The following is a 17,317-nucleotide window of genomic DNA, read 5'->3' on the forward strand; positions in this document are numbered from 1 at the left end:
CTTATCAGGTGAGTGGTTCAAAACAAGGTGTTTCGCAATCCACCCGGTTCATTATGTCAAAGGTCAAACCCGCCCCACTGCCGCCCGACACCGTGATTGGCGGCTATCGCATTGTGCGCAAGCTCGCCGCCGGCGGTTTTGGCGTGGTCTACCTCGCGCTTGACACCTCGGGTCAGAAAGTGGCCGTGAAAGAATACCTGCCCTCGTCGCTGGCCGCACGCTCACCGGGCGAATTGCTGCCGGTGGTGGCGCCCGAAAAGCTCTCACTCTACCGCCTGGGCCTCAAGAGCTTTTTCGAAGAAGGCCGGGCGCTGGCGCAGATCTCGCATTCGTCGGTGGTCAGCGTGCTCAACTTCTTTCGCGAGAACGAAACCGTCTACATGGTGATGAACTTCCTGGAAGGCGCCTCCTTGCAGGACTTCATCATCACCGCGCGCGAGCAAAAAAAACAGAAAGTGTTTCGCGAGTCGACCATTCAATCGCTGTATGACGAGGTGCTGCGCGGTCTGCGCATCGTGCACCAGCACAAGATGCTGCACCTGGACATCAAGCCGGCCAATATTTTCATCACCAACGACAACCGCGCCGTGCTGATCGACTTCGGCGCTGCGCGCGAGGTGCTGAGCAAGGAGGGCAATTTCATCCGCCCGATGTACACACCCGGCTTTGCCGCGCCTGAAATGTACCGGCGCGACTCCAGCATGGGGCCGTGGACCGATATTTATGCCATTGGCGCCTGCATTTACGCCAGCATGCAGGGCTACCCGCCGAATGACGCGCCGCAACGCCTGGAAAAAGACCGGCTCTCGCTGGCCTTGTCGCGCTTGCGTGGCGTCTATTCCGACAGCCTGATCGAGGTGGTCGAGTGGTGCATGTCGCTCGATCCGCTGTCGCGTCCGCAGTCGGTGTTTGCGTTGCAAAAAGAGCTCAGCCGCGATACCGAGCGCAGCTACACCAAGCTCACCGTGGCCGAGCGCATGCGGCTGCAATTTGACAATCTGATCACGGACGGCAAGAAGGCGGTCGGTCGAACCACGGTCGAAGGCGGCAAGGTCCGCTGATGAAGTTTTCCGTCTACCAGGTCAGTCGCCAGGGTGGTCGGCCGCGCAACGAAGACCGCATGGGCTACGCCTACACCCGGGAGTCGGGGCTGCTGGTGCTGGCCGACGGCATGGGCGGTCATCCCGACGGGGCGATGGCGGCCCAACTGGCCTTGCAGACTTTTTCGGCCTACTTTCAAAAAACCGCCCACCCCACGGTGCGCGAGGTGCCAGAGTTCCTCTCCAGTGCCACCCTGGCCGCGCACCACCAAATCATTCGCTACGCGGCGGAAAAAGGCATGCTCGATACGCCGCGCACCACCTTGGTGGCGGCGGTGGTCGAACGCAAGCACATGCACTGGGTGCATTGCGGCGACTCGCGCCTGTATCTGGTGCGCAGCGGCGAACTGCTCATCCGCACGCGTGACCACTCATACCTGGAGCAGCAAGCGCTGCTGGGTCGCAACACCCAGCAAGTCAACCGCAACATTTTGTTCACCTGCCTGGGCTCACCGGCCAAGCCGGTGCTGGATATCGGCGGTCCGGTGCACTTGCAGCAGGGGGATCGCGTGCTGCTGTGCTCGGATGGTCTTTGGAGCACGGTCAACGACAAAGAAATCGCCTTCGAGCTGGCCTTGCATCCGCTCGAGCACGCCGTGCCTGAACTGGTCGAGCTCGCCCTCAAGCGCGGTGGGCCGCGCTGCGACAACGTCACCGTGTTGGCAATGGACTGGCAAACGCCGGATGAATTCGAGGCCACGGGCGTGGTCCCGCAAGAGATCGACGAAGGTGTTTTTGCCTCCACCATAGAATCGGGCGAGGCCGACCCGAGTATCGAAGACCTGGACGACGCCGCGATTGAACGCTCGATCGCCGAGATCAACGAGGCGATCCGGCGCACCGCCCAGCGCAATGCCTGAATCCTGAGGTTTGCCCATGACAGAATTGACACGACCCGAGCAACGGGCCGCCGATGCCTTGCGTGCGGTGCGCATCACGCGCGGCTATACCGTGCACGCTGAAGGCTCGGTCTTGATCGAGTTTGGGCGCACGCGCGTGCTGTGCACCGCCTCGGTGGAAGAAAAAGTGCCGCCGCACCAGCGCGGCAGCAAAGCGGGCTGGGTGACGGCCGAATACGGCATGTTGCCGCGCTCCACCCACACCCGCAGCGATCGCGAAGCCGCCAAAGGCAAGCAAAGCGGCCGCACGCAGGAAATTCAGCGCCTGATCGGCCGCTCGCTGCGCGCCGTGTTCGACTTGCAGGCGCTGGGCGAGCGCAGCATCGCGCTCGACTGCGACGTGCTGCAAGCCGACGGCGGCACCCGCACCGCCGCCATCACCGGCGCCTTCGTGGCCGCGCACGATGCCGTCAGCACCTTGCTGGCAGCAGGCAAAATCGCCACTTCGCCGATTCGCGGCCAGGTGGCGGCGGTCTCGGTTGGCCTGTGGCGCGGCACGCCGCTGCTCGATCTGGAGTATGTCGAAGACCAGGCCTGCGACACCGACATGAACGTGGTCATGACCGCCAGTGGCCACTTCGTCGAGGTGCAGGGCACCGCCGAAGGCGCGGCCTTCAGCCGGCGCGAAATGGACGCGCTGCTGGCGCTGGCTGAAAAAGGCGTGGGTGAACTGCTGCTGCTGCAACGCCAGGCGCTGGGCCTGGCATGAGGCTGGTGCTGGCTTCCAACAACGCCGGCAAACTCGCCGAGCTGCAAGCGCTGCTGGCGCCGCTGGGCGTTGAACTGGTGCCCCAAGCCACGCTGGGCATTCCCGAGGCCGCCGAGCCGCACCGCACATTTCTTGAGAATGCGCTGGCCAAGGCGCGCCATGCGGCGCGCTACAGCGGCCTGCCGGCGCTGGCCGACGACGCCGGCCTGTGTGTGGCGGCCTTTGACGGCCAGCCCGGCGTCGATACCGCCGACTACGCGACCCGCTATGGCTACCCCAGGGGCGACGCCCACAACCTGCGTGCCCTGCTGGAACAAATGGCCGCCGTGGCCGACCGGCGCGCCGCGCTGGTCAGCACGCTGGTGGCGCTGCGCAGCGCCGACGACCCGGAGCCGCTGGTGGCCAGCGGCCGTGTCGCCGGCCTGATCACCCGTGCGCCGCTGGGTGCACAGGGTTTTGGCTTTGACCCGGTGCTCTACCTGCCCGAATGCGGTCAAACCTTCGCCCAGTTGCCCGCAGAGCAAAAAAACGCCCGCAGCCACCGTGGCCGGGCTGCGCGGCAGATGATCGAGCTCATGCGCGAGCGCTGGTTCGCGCCCGAAACGCAGCCATGAACGACAACGCAGCGAATCGCAGTGCAGGGCTGGCAAGCGGCGAGCAGCCAAGCGCCGCCGACCCGAACGGCGGCAGCGAGCTTCGGCACTGGATGCGTCCGGGCACCTTGCAACTGCCCAGCCTGCCGCCGCTCTCGCTCTACATCCACCTGCCCTGGTGCCTGAAGAAGTGCCCGTATTGCGACTTCAACTCGCACGTCTGGAGCGCTGGCGGACCGGACGTGCCGCAGACGCGCTACCTGGACGCGCTGCGCGCCGACCTGGAGGCTGCCCTGCCCTTGATCTGGGGCCGCCCGGTGCACAGCGTTTTCATCGGTGGCGGCACCCCCAGCCTGTTCTCGCCCGCCGCCATCGAGCGCCTGCTGAGCGACGTGCGCGCGCGGCTGCGGCTGGACGCCGACGCAGAAATCACCTTAGAGGCCAACCCCGGCACGTTCGAGAAAGACCGCTTTCGCGCCTTTGCCCAAGCCGGGGTGACGCGCTTGTCGATCGGCGTGCAAAGCTTTGACGACACGCATCTGCGGGCATTGGGCCGGGTGCACGACCGCGCCCAGGCGCTGGCGGCGGTACACGAAGCGGCGCAGGTGTTTGAGCACTTCAACCTCGACCTCATGTACGCGCTGCCGGGGCAGACCTTGTCGCAGTGCGAAGCCGATCTGCGCCTGGCGCTGGCGTTGCAGCCGCCGCACCTGTCAATCTACCACCTGACGCTGGAGCCCAATACCTATTTCGCCAAACACCCGCCAGCGCTGCCGCCCGACGACGACGCCTACGCCATGCTGGACCGCTGCGTCGAACTCAGCGCTCAGCACGGGCTGCAACGCTACGAGGTCTCGGCCTACGCCAGTGCCGCTCAGCGCTGCGCGCACAACCTGAACTACTGGCAGTTTGGCGACTACCTGGGCATAGGCGCGGGCGCACACAGCAAGCTCAGTTTTGCCCACCGCGTGCTGCGCCAGACGCGCTGGCGCGAGCCCGGCCCCTATATGGAGCGCGCCCTGGCCGGTCAGTCGGTGGCTCGCAACACCGAGCCATCACGCGCCGATCTGGCGTTTGAATTCATGCTCAATGCGTTGCGGCTGCGCGACGGCTTTTCCCTGCGCACGTTTGGCGAGCGCACCGGCTTGCCGCTGTCGAGCATCGCGAGCGCCCTGGAACGCGCGCAGCAGCAAGGCCTGCTGGCGTGCAGCGATGCGGGCTGGGTGCAACCGAGCGCGCGCGGCTATGATTTTTTGAGCGATTTGCAGGGCATGTTCTTACCCGATTGACAAAAATGGGGGTCAGATTCCAATTTCCCCGACGCTGCGCATGGCGTTTGCATGCGGATTGAAAAAACGGAGCTGTGTTTATGGGTCGATTCATTCCACTCGCGGCCGCCGACGGCTGGACTTTTACCGCCTACGAGGCGCTGCCCGCAGGCACGCCCCGTGCCGGGCTGGTCTTGTTGCAAGAGATTTTTGGCGTCAACTCGCACATCCGCTCGGTCGCCGATGCGTACGCCAGCGCCGGCTACCGGGTGCTGGCACCGTCCACCTTTTCCCGCGTGCAGACCGGCGTCGAGCTCGGCTACACAGAGGCCGACATGGGCCTTGGCTTTGGCCTGAAGACAGCGGTCGATGCCTTGCCCGAGCCGGGTGTGCTGGCCGACATTCAGGCCGCCATTGACCACGTCGGGTCGGCGGGCAAGGTGGGGATCATGGGTTTTTGCTGGGGTGGCCTGTTGAGCTGGCGCGCCGCATGCCGCCTGCAAGGCCTGAGTGCGGCGGTGTGCTACTACGGTGCCGGCATGACGGTGGCCCCCGACGCCCAGTGCCAGCCCAAGGTGGCGGTGCTGGCCCACTTTGGCGACCAAGACCCCTGGATCACACCAGCCAGCGTGGCGGCGTTCCAAGCCGCGCAGCCTGCGGTGCAGGTGCAGGTCTACTCGGCTCAGCACGGTTTCAACTGCGATCAGCGTGCATCGTTCGACGCGGGCGCGGCGCAGCTTGCGCGCGAGCGCACGCTGGCCTTCTGGGCGCAGCATCTGCAAGCCTGAATCCGGCGCCCGCCTCATGCACGTCGCGATACTCGGTGCGGGCATCATTGGCGTCAGCACGGCCTGGCATTTGCTGCAACGCGGGCACAGCGTCACCGTGGTCGAGCGCCAGAGCGACGCGGCGCTGGAGACCAGCTTTGCCAATGCCGCGCAGATCTCGGTGGGTTACTGTGAGCCCTGGGCCAACCGCCAAGCGCCGCTCAAGGCGCTGCGCTGGATGCTCAGCAGCACGGCGCCCTTGCTGCTTCGCCCGCAGTTTGATCCGGCCCAGTGGCGCTGGTGCTGGCAGTTTCTGCGCCAGTGCAACGACGCCGCGTTCGAGCGCAACGTGCGGCAACTGGTGGCCCTGGGCGCGTACAGCCACGCCGCGCTGCATGAAATGGTGGCGCAAACCGGCATCGAGTACCACCGGCTGCAGCGCGGCATTGCGCACTACTTTACCGATCAGCAATCGTTTGACGCCGCCGCTGCAGGTGCTGCCCTGATGCGGCGTTTTGGCGTGCAGCGGCAACTGCTCAGCCGCGCTGAACTGCTGCACATTGAACCCGCCCTGCTATCTTTCGGCTCTCATATCGTCGGCGGCAGCTACACCGCCAGCGACGAAACCGGCGATGCGCGCGTGTTCACGCAACAACTGGCCGCTTTGTGCGCCCAGGGTGGTGCGCAACTGCTGTATGGCCACCAGGTGCAGCGGCTGCAGGTCCAGGCGGGTGAGCTCAGGCAGGTGCAGTTGCGCGTGCAGGCCAGCGGCGCGCTTATCAGCCTGCAGGCCGACGCCTTTGTGCTGGCCTGCGGCGCCTACAGCAGCGCCCTGCTGCAATCGGTCGGGCAGCGCGTGCCGATCTACCCTGGCAAAGGCTACAGCGCCACGCTGGCGCTGCGGCGCCCGGAACGCGCGCCCAGCGTCAGCCTGATCGACGATCCATGCAAAATTGCCGTTTCGCGTCTGGGCGATCAATTGCGGGTGGCCGGCACCATAGAGTTGGGCGGCTTTGACCTGGCGCTGCACACGCCACTGGCCAAAAAGCGCTGCGCCTTGCTGCTGCGCCGGATCGAACAGGTCTTTCCGGGCGTGGCCGACACCCGCAGTCCCGAGCAAGGGGGCGAGCCGCAGTTCTGGTGCGGCCTGCGTCCGGCTACCCCGACCAACATACCGCTGATCGGCCGCACCCGCGTCGGCAAGCTCTGGATCAACGCCGGCCACGGCACGCTGGGCTGGACGCATGGCGCGGGCTCAGGCAAGGCACTGGCCGAACTCATCAGCGGGGTAAAACCAGCTTTGAATTTCGAATTCTCCGTCTAGATTTCACCCATGTCGATTGCCCGCTCCAGCAGCCACCAAGCCGGTCCACCCTCTTTTTCGACGCAGGAATTTCGCGCCTCGCTGGGCATGTTTGCCACCGGCGTGACCATCGTTACCGCGCGCAGCGCCAGCGGGGCACCGATCGGCCTGACCGCCAATTCGTTCAACGCGGTTTCGCTGCAGCCGCCGCTGGTGCTCTGGAGCCTGCGGCGCAGCGCCGGTTCGATGGCTGCGTTCTCCAACGGTCTGCACTACGCCATCAACGTGCTGGCGGCCGACCAGCAGGCGCTGGCCGAGCGTTTTGCTGCGCGCGATGGCGAGCGCTGGGCCGGTGTGGACTACCAAGACGGCAGCCACGGCGCGCCGCTGCTCGGCGGCGTGGTCGCCACGTTCGAGTGCTTCAACCGCAGCCAGTACACCGAGGGCGACCACGTCATCTTCGTGGGCGAAGTCGAGCATTGCAGCCACCGCCCCAACGCCTCGCCGCTGCTGTTTCATGGCGGCCGCTTCTACGTCGAGCACCCGCTGTGACCCGGCGCTCAGCAAGCAGCAGCGAAAATCGGCGCATGAAGATTCAGCTCCTGAGTGACTTGCACCTCGAGGCCAACACCCGTTTCGTTGCCACCCCGGCCGCGCAGGCCGATCTGTTGGTGCTGGCGGGCGACATCGGCTCTTACCAGCGGCGCAAAGACGCCAGCGTGATGGCCGAGCCCGATTGGGGTCTGCGACGGTTTTCCCCGCTGCCCCAGTACGCCGGCTGGCCGGTGCCGGTGCTGTACGTGCCGGGCAACCACGAATACGACGCCCTCGATCTGGATTGGGCGCAGCGGCGTCTGCGCCAGACCTGCGAGCGACTGGGCATCCAGTGGCTCGAGCGCCAGACGCTGTGCGTCGGCGGCGTGCGCTTTGTTGGCAGCACGCTCTGGAGCGACTTTGACGCGCTGGCGCAGCGAGCGCCGGCGCGCCCGCGCGCGCGCGCGGCCCGGGCCGCTGCCACAGTGCAAGCGACCGATGCTGCCACGCAGCCGCTGCAGCAACGTGAAAAAGCCATGCGGGCGGCCAATTTCTACCTCGTCAAAATGGCCGCTCAGCGCCACGGCCGCCTGTTTGACGCCCAGGCCATGCGCGTGCTGGCATTGGAGTGCCAGCACTGGTTGCGCGCCACCCTCGCGCAGCCGTTTGACGGTCCGACCGTGGTGGTGACGCATTTTGCCCCGACGCTGCACAGCGCCGACCCACGCTACGCACTGGGCCCCGCAACGGCGGGTTTTTGCAACGCGCTGGACGATTTGTTGCCGCTGGCCGACCTCTGGCTGCACGGCCATTTGCACTGTCCGACCGATCTGCAACTGGGCCGCTGCCACCTGGTGGCCAACCCACTTGGCTTTTCCGACAAGCAAGAGCAGCAGGCTTTTTTGGCGCAGCAGGTGATCGAGCTGCGCGCACCGGAGTTCGAGCGCCGAACCACAGAGACGCCTTGCACAGCGCCGTCGCTGGCGCCTGGGGTGTCTATAATCGAGTCCGAGTTTATAAGGCCTGCATCCGCCGGGCCCGACCCATACAGGCCGGGTTCGGCCACCCCCTGAGGACAACATGAGCGCTCCCAAGCAAGACCCCCATACCGCCCCGGCCAAGACATCCGTCCAGATGATGTGGCTGGCGATCCTTGCCTTCGTGATTCCGCTCTCCATCATCATGGGCCTGGTCTACTTCGTCACCCTGACCGACCGACCGGCCGCCGGCGTCGTGGATGCGGAATTGGCCACGGCACAGCGCATCGCGCCGGTGGCGCGTGTGGCCATGCGCGACGCCCAACGCGTGCTGCAGACCGGAGACTTCGTCTACAGGGCGCAGTGCATGGTCTGCCATGACGCCGGACTGGCCGGGGCACCTAAATTTGGCGACGCCGCCGCCTGGTCTGGTCGCATCGCCACCGGCTTCGAGGCTTTGATGGTCTCGGTGCTGCAGGGCAAAGGTACCATGGGTGCGCAGTCCGGTGGCGCTTTCAGTGACTTCGAGCTCGCCCGTGCGACGGTGTATCTGCTCAACGCCTCTGGCGGCAGCTTCCCAGAGCCGCAGGCGCCGGCTGGTGCGCCGGCGGCAGCGGTGACTGCGCCCGCCGTCGCACCAGCCGCAGCAGCCGCACCTGCAGCGCCCGCTGCCGCAGCAGTGCCCGCAGCGGCAGCCGTCACGGTGGCGTCGGTCGGTGCGGCGGTTTACCAGCAGTCGTGCACCGTGTGCCATGCCGCCGGCATTGCCGGTGCGCCCAAATCGGGCGACCGGACCGCCTGGGCTGGGCGCCTGGGTCTGGGTGTCGAAGGACTGACCGCCAGCGTCCTGCGCGGCAAAGGCATCATGCCGCCCCGAGGGGGCTCGACGGCATCGGACGCCGACATCAAGGCATCGGTGCAGTACATGCTGGACGCCCTCAAGTAAGGCGGCCTGCAGCCAGTCCAAAAGGCCGTCCGAGACGGCCTTTTGTCATTTATCCGCCGCGCCGTTGCTGCTTCGGTCTGCGCGGTCGTCTTGTCTGCTGTGCGGGCTTTTGACGTAGCCAAACAGGGTAGGCAACTCAGCCGCACCAACCGCCTCGGGCCGCCAGCGACCCGCTTGCACCGCATCGGCCGCCAGCGCCATATCGGCGCTGTGGACCAGGCCCAGACCCAGATCGCTCAGCAGATAGAGCCAACCCGCCTCGTCGAGCAAGCATTTGTGCACCGTGGCCACGGCGCCGGTGTGGCTTAGCACGCAGCCATCGGGCTGCAAGCGCCAGATGTAGGGCGTCGCTTCCAGCTCCACGTAGACCCGCTGCGGCCCGTTCTGGAAATACCACTGCCCGGCGGCGTCGGCGGCGTAGTTGCGCTGGATGAACGCAATCAACTTTTCGTGCTGCAGCCGCGTCCCTTTGCTGGCGGGGCTGGCTGCACCCGCTGCGCCGGTGAATGCGCCGCTGGCTTGGGCGTGTGCGTCGCGCAGATACCAGTGGCCGTTGCGATCGAGCCCAAGCCAGCCGCAGCAGTGCGGCACAGCAGGCCATTTGATCAATGCCGCCTTGACGATGTCGTCCATGAAAAACCTCATAACTGCGCCAGCAGCCAGCGGCCCACCGCCTGCGGCATAGCGAGTGTGTGAGCAGGCAAGGCGGGAAAGCCCACGTGTCCGCCCTGATCGGGTTGCCACAGTGTGACGCAAGAGGCTACGTCCTGCGCCCGAGGCAGTGATGCAGCGGGAACAAAAGGGTCATTGCGCGCATTCAGCGCCAGCGCCGGCACCCGAATGCAGGCCAGCAGCGGTTTGGCCGCAGCGCGCGTCCAATAATCCTAAATCCGGCAGTTGACCGCGCAGTTTGCGCTGGAAACGCCCAGGAACACACACTCATTTGACCACGAAGGCACTCACCTGCTGGGTGAGAGCGCTACGCACCCGATTGAGCCGCCCTGGGGCGCGTCCAACTGCCGGATTTAGGATCATCCCGCTCTTGACACGCAATCCAGCGCCTTGATTTTGCTGGATTCCCGTCTTTGCGGGAATGACGAAAACAGGATGTACAGCAGTGCCCATCGGTCTTGTTGCGAGACAATCGGCTGCCATGAAGCTGCGTTCACTGTCCGAACTCAAGTCGCTGCAAAAAGTGCTCGCCAGGCAGGCCGTCGCCCCGTCGCCAGCGCGTGCGCAGCCACAGGGCGCCCAGCCTGAGCCCGTCTCTTTCCCCCAAAGCGTAGGCCCGGTGCAAGCCCTGACGGCGACGCAGCGCGTGCAGCGCGCGCCGCCGCGCCGATCAGCGCTGCCGCTGCCGCGCCCGCGCGACCCCGCCCAGGTGCAAGACGCCGCGCTGTCGGACGCGTTCGAGCCAAAAGCCCTGCTGCACGACGGCGCGTCGCTGGGCTTTGTGCGCCCCGGCCAGAGCCCGGACCTGCTGCGCAAACTGCGCGCCGGGCACTGGAACATTCAGCGCCGTCTGGACTTGCACGGCCTGCACAGCGACGAAGCGCGCCTGGCTCTGCACCAGTTCATCCAGCAGGCGCAGCAACACGGGCTGCGCTGCGTGCAGGTGGTGCATGGCAAAGGTTTGGGCTCGCCCGGTGGCACACCGGTGCTAAAACTGCGGGTGCCGCGCTGGTTGGCGCAGAAAAACGAGGTACTGGCTTTTGCATCGGCGCGCCCGGCACAAGGCGGCAGCGGCGCCGTGCTGGTGCTGCTGCGTTAAGCTTCGACCGTGTGGCGCATCCAGTCAGCGGTCTTGAAAAAGCTCGCGTTGAGTCCGAGCCGCCATTCGTCAGGCACGCCGGTCTCGCCCATGGCCTGATCCATGCAGGCCAGCCACTGATCGCGCTCCCGAATGCCAAAACGGCGTGACGGGCGTGATGGAGGTTTCGCTCCCAGGCATGGGAAAAACCGTTCAGACCGCGGCGCGGCGCAAGGTTTCTATCACCGGCGTGTTGAGCACGCTGCGCAGGCCCCACCAGCCGGCCGCCAGCGCCAGCAGGGCACCCGCCAGACCGCCCGCCAGCGGCACCAGCGGCGAGGGTTTCCAGGCAAATTCAAACACGTAGTGCGCCAGCGCCCAACCCACCCCCATCGCCAGCAGCGAAGCCAGCACACCGGCGAGCAGACCCACACCCAGCAGTTCGATGCGCTGCACCCGGCGCAACAAGGCTGAACTGGCGCCGACGGCGCGCAAAATGGCAAATTCGCGCGCACGCTCGGCGCGCGTGGCGGTGATGGCGGCCAGCAGCACCACCAACCCGGCCGCCAGCGTGAACACAAACAGGAATTCGACCGCTCCTATTACCTGCGCCAGTACACGTTGCACCTGGGCGATGGTCTGGCTGGTATCGACGTGGGTGATGTTGGGAAACTGGCGCACCAGCTCGTTGTCGAACTGCGGCCGATCGGCTGGCGCCCGAAAGGCGCTGATGTAGGTAAACGGCACATCGGGCAGCTGCGTCAGCGGGAAAACGACGAAGAAGTTGACCCGCATCGAACTCCAGTCGACCCGGCGCAGGCTGGTCACGCGCCCGTGCGTGAGCTGCCCGGCAATGTCGAAGCTGAGCCGGTCGCCCAGTTCGAGGCCCAGTTCTTCGGCCAGCCCCTCTTCCACGCTGACCGCGTCGGCCTCGTGGCTGCGCCATTGCCCCGCCAGCACCGGGTTGTGCGGCGGCACGCTGGAGCTGTTGGAGAGGTTGAATTCGCGTGCCACCAGACGCTGGGCGCGGTCGCTGCTGAAGTCTTCGGGCTGAATGGGCCGGTCGTTGATGGCAATCAGTCGACCGCGAAACATGGGATACCAATCAAAGTGCTGTACCCCGGCCTGGCGCAAGGCCTGCTGGAAGTCCGGGCCCTGCTCGGGCTGCACGTTGATGACGAAGCGGTTCGGCGCGTCTGCGGGCGTGGCGCTGCGCCAACTGTCGATCAAGTCGGTGCGCAGCAACACCAGCAGCACCAAGGCAAGCAAGCCCAGCGCCAGCGCGCTGATCTGCAACACCGCGTAGGCCGGACGCGCGGCCAACTGGCGCGTGGCCATGACCAGCGCGGTCGGTGCGCTGACTTCGTTGACGCTGGCACGCAGCAAGCGCACCGCGCCGTAACCGACCAAAGCGAACAGCAAGGCCGCTGCGGCAAACCCGCCGACCGCTATCGCACCCAGCACCAGGTCGCGACTGACCAGCAGCAGCAGCGCGGCAAAACCGAGCAGGCCCAGACCGAGCACCGCCAGCGTGGCCGGCTTGATCTGCCCCAGGTCGCGCCGGATCACGCGCAGCGGCGGCACCCGCGCCAACTGCAACACCGGCGGCAGTCCAAAAGCCAGCAGCAGCGTCAGCCCCATGCCCAAGCCCAGCGCCAGCGGCGCCAGGCCGGGCGGGGGTAGCGCGGTTTGCACCAACCCGGCGAGCAAGAGCACGAATACATGGTGCGCCAGATAGCCCAGCAGCAGCCCGAGCGCGCTGGCAAACAGGCCGGCCAGCGCAAATTCAAAGGTGTAGGCGCGCGCCATGGTGGCCTGTGACAGACCGAGCACGCGCAGCATGGCGCAGTCGTCCAGGTGGCGCTGGGCAAAGCCGCGCGCGGCGATCGCCACCGCTACTGCGCTCAATAGTGCGGCCAGCAAGGCCACCAGATTGAGAAATTTTTCTGCCCGCTCGAACGTCTGCTGCATCTCGGGCCGCCCGCTCTCGAGCGACTCCAGCCGCATGCCACGCACAGCGCCTGACTCGATTTCGGTCTGCGCCCACTGAACGAAACGCGCCACCGCCGCCGCGTCTCCCGCTACCGCCAGCCGGTGATTCAGGCGGCTGGCCGGCTGCACCAGGCCGGTGCTCGGCAGGTCGGCGGTGTTTATCATGACGCGCGGCGCAAAGCTCATGAAACCACCGCCGCGGTCGGGCTCGAGCACGATGACGCGCTCGATCGTCAGCGTCGCATCGCCCAGCAGCAGCGGCTGGCCCATGCGCAGCTCCAGTGCCTGCAGCAGCGCGGCGTCGACCCAGACACTGCCGGGCGCAGGCACATCGCGCGTCTGGACATCGGGCGCCTGCGCCGATGCCGCCACGCGCAGGTTGCCGCGCAAGGGGTAGCCCGCCTCCACCGCCTTGAGCGCCACCAGGCGCGCCGCACCACCGGCTTCGTCCGGTGCCCGGCCCATGGTCGGAAAGGTCAGCGTCTGCGCGGTTTGCAAGCCAAGCGCCTGCGCCTGTTGCACAAATGAGGCCGGCGGCGCATGGTCGCTGCCCAGCACGGCGTCGCCGCCCAGCAGCGCACTGGCGTCGCGGCTGAGGCCGGCGTGCAGCCGGTCAGCAAAAAATCCGACCGCCGTCAGGGCCGCCACTGCCAGCGTCACCGCCAACAGCAGCAGGTGCAGCTCACCGGCCCGCCAGTCGCGCCGCAGCGAGCGCCAGCCCAGGGTCCAGAATCGAATCGGCAAGGCGGCGGCGGAAAACGCGGCCGGGGTGGATACGGGTTCGAGAGTCATGGTTGCCGCATTGGAGCAGAAAATTGCGGCTTCGGTTCGTCAAGGGCCGCGCAGTTGTCATCCCGCACAGCGCATTCGCTGCGGCTGACATATTCGTAATGCAGGCGACAGCTGCGCGTCGACCCGGGAGCCGCAGAATGCTGCCACCCCAACCGGCAACCGCAGGAGCCACCCGTGACAACCCGAACTTTCAGCTCGACCGCCTGGCGCGCACTCATCGCGTGCCTGCTGGCTGCGCCGCTGGCCTTGCAAGCGCAAGACAGCGCCACGCAACCCGCAGTCGACTGGCGCAGCGCCAACGACACGGTTGGCCAGTTCAAGCGCGGCCATGCCGACGTGCTGCGCTGGGAACTGGCCCATCTGCCACCTCCAGCGGTGGCCGCCCAAACACCCGCCGAGCTGCGCTTGCTCAGCGCTGAAGACGCGGTGCGTCAGGCCTGGCGCTCCCAGCCCAAGCTGGCAACGGCGCTGGCGCGGCTGGGGCCACAGGCGCAAAAGCACATCGCTGCCGGGCAGTGGATCGACCTCGACCCCAGCCTGTTTGTGCGCATCCACGATGCCGATGAGGTGCTGAAAACCGCTGTGCAGGCGCGCAAAGTCTGGCTGCAGGCGGTCGCCGCGCAACAGGTGGTGCACCAGCGGCAGCAAGGCCTGCAAGCCGCGCAAGCCGGCAACGAACTGGGGCGGCGCATGGTCAGCGTGGGCAATTGGAGCGCCTTGCAGCGCAGCCAGGTGCAGTTGGCCGAATCGGTGGCGCAGATGGACTTGACCCGTGCGCGCTACGCCGCCGCGCTGGCGCAGGCCGATTTGCTGCGTCTGCTCCAACTCAGCGGCGTCCACGCGGCAGTGGAATTGCCCGAGCAGCTACCTGGCGCGGCGCTGCCGGCGCTGTCGCAGGAACAGGTGCAACGGCGGCTAGAGGCACTGCGGGCACAACTGCCGCGCGCCGAAGGCTTGCGCGCGCGTGCCGATGCGCAGCTCGCGCTGACGGCCTATCAGGCCAGTCAGGCCGTGCTGCACGCCAGCCAGAATGAGGTTTTGACGCTGCAGCAGTTCATCACCGAGCAGACCGTGCTGCACTACAACGGCATGCTCAAAAGCGTCTGGGACCTGTTGGGACAAGCACGCATGCAGTCGCAAGCGGTGATCGATGCCATCGAGACGCAGCGCGATTTTTTGCTCGCCGAGACCGACCTGCAATGGGTGTTGCAGGGCGGAGCGCCCGCGTATTTCGTCTCTCTCGCTGATGCCGGCGCAGACGCCGCCGCCCCCGGACATTTTAAAGGATGGTTGCCATGAACCCAATCAAATCGAGACGTCAATTCTTCGCCGGTGCAGCCGCTGGTGTGGCCGGCCTGGCGGTGGCGCGTTCTGCGCTGGCCGGCCTGCCCGAACCAGCCCTCCAGACCTCCAGCAACACCGCCGCCCCTGTGCTGCCCCACAGCGGCAGGCCGTACCACCCGGTCGTCACCCTCAACGGCTGGACGCTGCCTTGGCGCATGAAAGACGGCGTGAAAGAATTTCACCTGGTGGCCGAGCCGGTGGTGCGCGAAGTCAGCCCCGGCTTCGTCGTCAACATGTGGGGCTACAACGGGCAGAGCCCGGGTCCGACGATAGAGGTGGTCGAAGGCGACCGGGTACGTTTGTTCGTCAGCAACCAACTGCCCGAACCCACCAGCGTGCACTGGCACGGGCAGCGCCTGCCGGCCGGCATGGACGGCGTAGCCGGCCTGAACCAAGCGTCCATACCGGTCGGCAAGACCTTTGTCTACGAATTCCAGGCGCGCCGTCCCGGCACCTTCATGTACCACCCGCACGCCGACGAAATGGTGCAAATGGCCATGGGCATGCACGGTTTTTGGGTCACGCACCCAAAAACCAGCCACCCCTACATCAGCGAAGTGCAGCGCGACTTTTGCTTCCTGCTCAACGCCTTCGACGTCGAACCCGGCAGCAAGACGCCGCGCGTCAACACCATGCTCGACTTCAACATCTGGTGCTGGAACAGCCGCATCTTCCCCGGCATCGACAGCTTGAACGTGCGCCACAACGACCGGGTGCGCATCCGCATCGGCAACCTCACCATGACCAACCACCCGATCCACCTGCACGGCCACGAGTTCGAGGTGACCGGCACCGACGGCGGCCCCACGCCGCCGCTCAGCCGCTGGCCCGAAGTCACGGCCGACATCGCGGTCGGTCAGATGCGCCAGCTCGAATTCCAAGCCACCGAGGAAGGCGACTGGGCCATTCACTGCCACAAGAGCCACCACACCATGAACGCCATGGGGCACGACGTGCCAACCATGATTGGCGTCGACCACCGTGGCCTGATCCAGAAAATCCAGCAACTGGTGCCCGACTACATGATGATGGGCGAGCGCGGCATGTACGACATGAAGCAAATGCAAATGCCGCTGCCCGACAACACCGCACCCATGATGAGCGGCCAGGGCCAGTTTGGTCCGATCGGCATGGGCGGCATGTTGAGCGTGCTCAAAGTACGCAAAGACCAAAAACCCGGCGATTACAGCGACCCCGGCCCCTACCGTTTTCCGGCTGGCACGGTGGCGCGTGAATGGCAAGGCAGCACCCCCGCGCCGGCACGCGCGCCGCAACACGCCAGCGCACCGGCGGCGGCCAGCGTGGTCAAGCCGCGGGGCACGGGCCCACATCACTGATGCCGGAGCGCCACGCGCGGGCTGACCTTGACTTGACTTGACTGGAGCATATATGACCCGGATCAGAATCTGTTTCGCCGCCGCCTTGCTGGCCGCCAGTGCCGGCGCGCTGGCGCACGGCCCGCAAGGCCATATGCCAGAACGCGCTGCTGCGCCGGCGCAACAAAAGCCCTGGGGAATCGCAGGCCAGACCGACAGCGTGGCGCGGACGGTGGAAATCCGCATGACCGACGATATGCGCTTTACGCCAGCCAGCGTGGCGGTCAAGTACGGCGAAACGGTCCACTTCTTGCTGTACAACGATGGAAAAATCACGCACGAAATGGTGCTGGGCACGCCACAGGAACTGCGCGCGCATGCCGCCTTGATGAAAAAATTTCCCGGCATGGCGCACGATGAACCCTATATGGCGCACGTGGAGCCTGGCCAGCGCGGCGAAATCGTCTGGACCTTTAACCGGGCGGGCGAATTTGACTTTGCCTGCTTGTTGCCCGGTCACTTTGAAGCCGGCATGGTGGGCCGCATCCAGGTGCTGGCAGCGGCGCCGGCCCAGCCGGCAAGCACCGACAGCGCTGCCGTTGCGGACATGACCGAGGGCGAGATCCGCCGCATCGACAAAGTCGGGGGGAAAATCACCATCCGGCACGGCGAGATCAAACACCTGGACATGCCACCCATGACCATGGTTTTCACGGCCAAAGACAAAACCCTGCTCGATCGGGTTCAAGTCGGTCAGCGGGTGCGCTTTCAGGTCGAGCAAGAAGCCGGGGTGCTGCTGGTGACGGCAATCGAGCCCGCCAACTAGCGTGGTGGTGCGCGCTTGATGAGGCAAATAAAACCAATGGATTTTTTCCCCTGATCAGGCGCAAACCAAAACCATCCTCCCGTTCGGGCTGCTTGCGGCGTTGAAACTGACACTTTTGTCATGTGCGCGTCATGTTTTTCCCCAGGCCGGGTGGCCACAATCGATTCGAATGCGAGCGGCTGGCGGTCTGCTTGCAGCCCA

At 66.0% G+C, this 17,317-nt stretch carries 16 protein-coding genes and 2 pseudogenes; 14 read left to right on the plus strand and 4 right to left on the minus strand.

Annotation, left to right across the window (positions count from 1 at the left end; all coding sequences use genetic code 11):
• The first annotated feature begins 53 nt into the window (after window positions 1-53).
• The 10 genes from EST26_RS06320 (at window position 54) to EST26_RS06365 (ending at window position 9,096) form a co-directional block, all read left to right on the plus strand.
• Window positions 54-1,061 (plus strand): serine/threonine-protein kinase, encoded by a 1,008-nt coding sequence (locus tag EST26_RS06320; protein WP_291066266.1) that lies wholly within the window; start codon window positions 54-56, stop codon window positions 1,059-1,061.
• Window positions 1,061-1,960 (plus strand): protein phosphatase 2C domain-containing protein, encoded by a 900-nt coding sequence (locus EST26_RS06325; protein ID WP_291066268.1) that lies wholly within the window; start codon window positions 1,061-1,063, stop codon window positions 1,958-1,960. Before EST26_RS06320 ends, EST26_RS06325 begins: the two co-directional genes overlap by 1 nt.
• Before the next feature lie 16 nt (window positions 1,961-1,976).
• The gene (gene rph, locus EST26_RS06330) at window positions 1,977-2,708 is read left to right on the plus strand and encodes a ribonuclease PH (RefSeq protein WP_291066270.1); all 732 of its coding nucleotides are present in this window, start codon (window positions 1,977-1,979) and stop codon (window positions 2,706-2,708) included.
• A complete protein-coding gene (locus EST26_RS06335) occupies window positions 2,705-3,322 on the plus strand; it encodes a non-canonical purine NTP pyrophosphatase (protein ID WP_291066272.1) in 618 nt (205 codons plus the stop codon). The genes rph and EST26_RS06335 overlap by 4 nt, the downstream gene beginning before the upstream one ends.
• A 92-nt stretch (window positions 3,323-3,414) precedes the next feature.
• A complete protein-coding gene (gene hemW / locus EST26_RS06340; protein WP_291066405.1) occupies window positions 3,415-4,590 on the plus strand; it encodes a radical SAM family heme chaperone HemW in 1,176 nt (391 codons plus the stop codon).
• Window positions 4,591-4,670: 80 nt separating this feature from the next.
• Window positions 4,671-5,357, plus strand: a complete 687-nt coding sequence (locus EST26_RS06345; protein ID WP_291066274.1) for a dienelactone hydrolase family protein — start codon at window positions 4,671-4,673, stop codon at window positions 5,355-5,357.
• A 16-nt stretch (window positions 5,358-5,373) separates the two neighbouring features.
• The gene (locus EST26_RS06350; RefSeq protein WP_291066276.1) at window positions 5,374-6,660 is read left to right on the plus strand and encodes a D-amino acid dehydrogenase; all 1,287 of its coding nucleotides are present in this window, start codon (window positions 5,374-5,376) and stop codon (window positions 6,658-6,660) included.
• Between the two features lie 9 nt (window positions 6,661-6,669).
• Entirely contained in the window at window positions 6,670-7,191 is a 522-nt protein-coding gene (locus EST26_RS06355) for a flavin reductase family protein (RefSeq protein ID WP_291066278.1), read from the plus strand.
• Between the two features lie 35 nt (window positions 7,192-7,226).
• Complete coding sequence (locus EST26_RS06360) at window positions 7,227-8,246, plus strand: metallophosphoesterase (RefSeq protein ID WP_366474456.1); 1,020 nt, start codon at window positions 7,227-7,229, stop codon at window positions 8,244-8,246.
• Window positions 8,247-8,253: 7 nt separating this feature from the next.
• Window positions 8,254-9,096 (plus strand): c-type cytochrome, encoded by an 843-nt coding sequence (locus EST26_RS06365; protein WP_291066280.1) that lies wholly within the window; start codon window positions 8,254-8,256, stop codon window positions 9,094-9,096.
• A gap of 45 nt (window positions 9,097-9,141) precedes the next feature.
• Here the strand turns inward: EST26_RS06365 and EST26_RS06370 are convergent, their stop codons facing one another.
• Window positions 9,142-9,729 (minus strand): DUF2946 family protein, encoded by a 588-nt coding sequence (locus EST26_RS06370; RefSeq protein WP_291066282.1) that lies wholly within the window; start codon window positions 9,727-9,729, stop codon window positions 9,142-9,144.
• Window positions 9,730-9,737: 8 nt separating this feature from the next.
• Window positions 9,738-9,980, minus strand: a pseudogene (locus tag EST26_RS06375) (alpha/beta hydrolase); the annotation flags it as partial.
• A 269-nt stretch (window positions 9,981-10,249) separates the two neighbouring features.
• Between EST26_RS06375 and EST26_RS06380 the strand changes: the two are divergent.
• On the plus strand, window positions 10,250-10,867 hold the full coding sequence (locus EST26_RS06380) for a Smr/MutS family protein (RefSeq protein ID WP_291066284.1): 618 nt from the start codon (window positions 10,250-10,252) through the stop codon (window positions 10,865-10,867).
• Here EST26_RS06380 and EST26_RS06385 read toward each other — a convergent pair.
• Together EST26_RS06385 and EST26_RS06390 are read right to left on the minus strand one after the other, a co-directional pair.
• Window positions 10,864-11,004 (minus strand): annotated as a pseudogene (locus EST26_RS06385) (globin); the annotation flags it as partial. The gene EST26_RS06380 and the pseudogene EST26_RS06385 sit on opposite strands and share 4 nt — an antisense overlap.
• A 55-nt stretch (window positions 11,005-11,059) precedes the next feature.
• Window positions 11,060-13,630: an FtsX-like permease family protein gene (locus tag EST26_RS06390; protein ID WP_291066286.1), complete on the minus strand. Its 2,571-nt coding sequence runs from the start codon at window positions 13,628-13,630 to the stop codon at window positions 11,060-11,062.
• A 174-nt stretch (window positions 13,631-13,804) separates the two neighbouring features.
• Between EST26_RS06390 and EST26_RS06395 the strand changes: the two genes are divergently transcribed.
• Genes EST26_RS06395 through EST26_RS10465 form a run of 3 tightly spaced genes read left to right on the plus strand, consistent with a single transcriptional unit; the run spans window position 13,805 to window position 17,116 of the window.
• The gene (locus EST26_RS06395; protein WP_291066288.1) at window positions 13,805-14,929 is read left to right on the plus strand and encodes a hypothetical protein; all 1,125 of its coding nucleotides are present in this window, start codon (window positions 13,805-13,807) and stop codon (window positions 14,927-14,929) included.
• Window positions 14,930-14,934: 5 nt separating this feature from the next.
• A complete protein-coding gene (locus EST26_RS06400) occupies window positions 14,935-16,311 on the plus strand; it encodes a copper oxidase (RefSeq protein WP_291066407.1) in 1,377 nt (458 codons plus the stop codon).
• A gap of 52 nt (window positions 16,312-16,363) precedes the next feature.
• The gene (locus EST26_RS10465; protein WP_366474460.1) at window positions 16,364-17,116 is read left to right on the plus strand and encodes a copper-binding protein; all 753 of its coding nucleotides are present in this window, start codon (window positions 16,364-16,366) and stop codon (window positions 17,114-17,116) included.
• Window positions 17,117-17,317 lie beyond the last annotated feature (201 nt).

The sequence above is a fragment of the Hydrogenophaga sp. genome, assembly GCF_014773545.1.
Taxonomy (GTDB): domain Bacteria; phylum Pseudomonadota; class Gammaproteobacteria; order Burkholderiales; family Burkholderiaceae_C; genus Hydrogenophaga.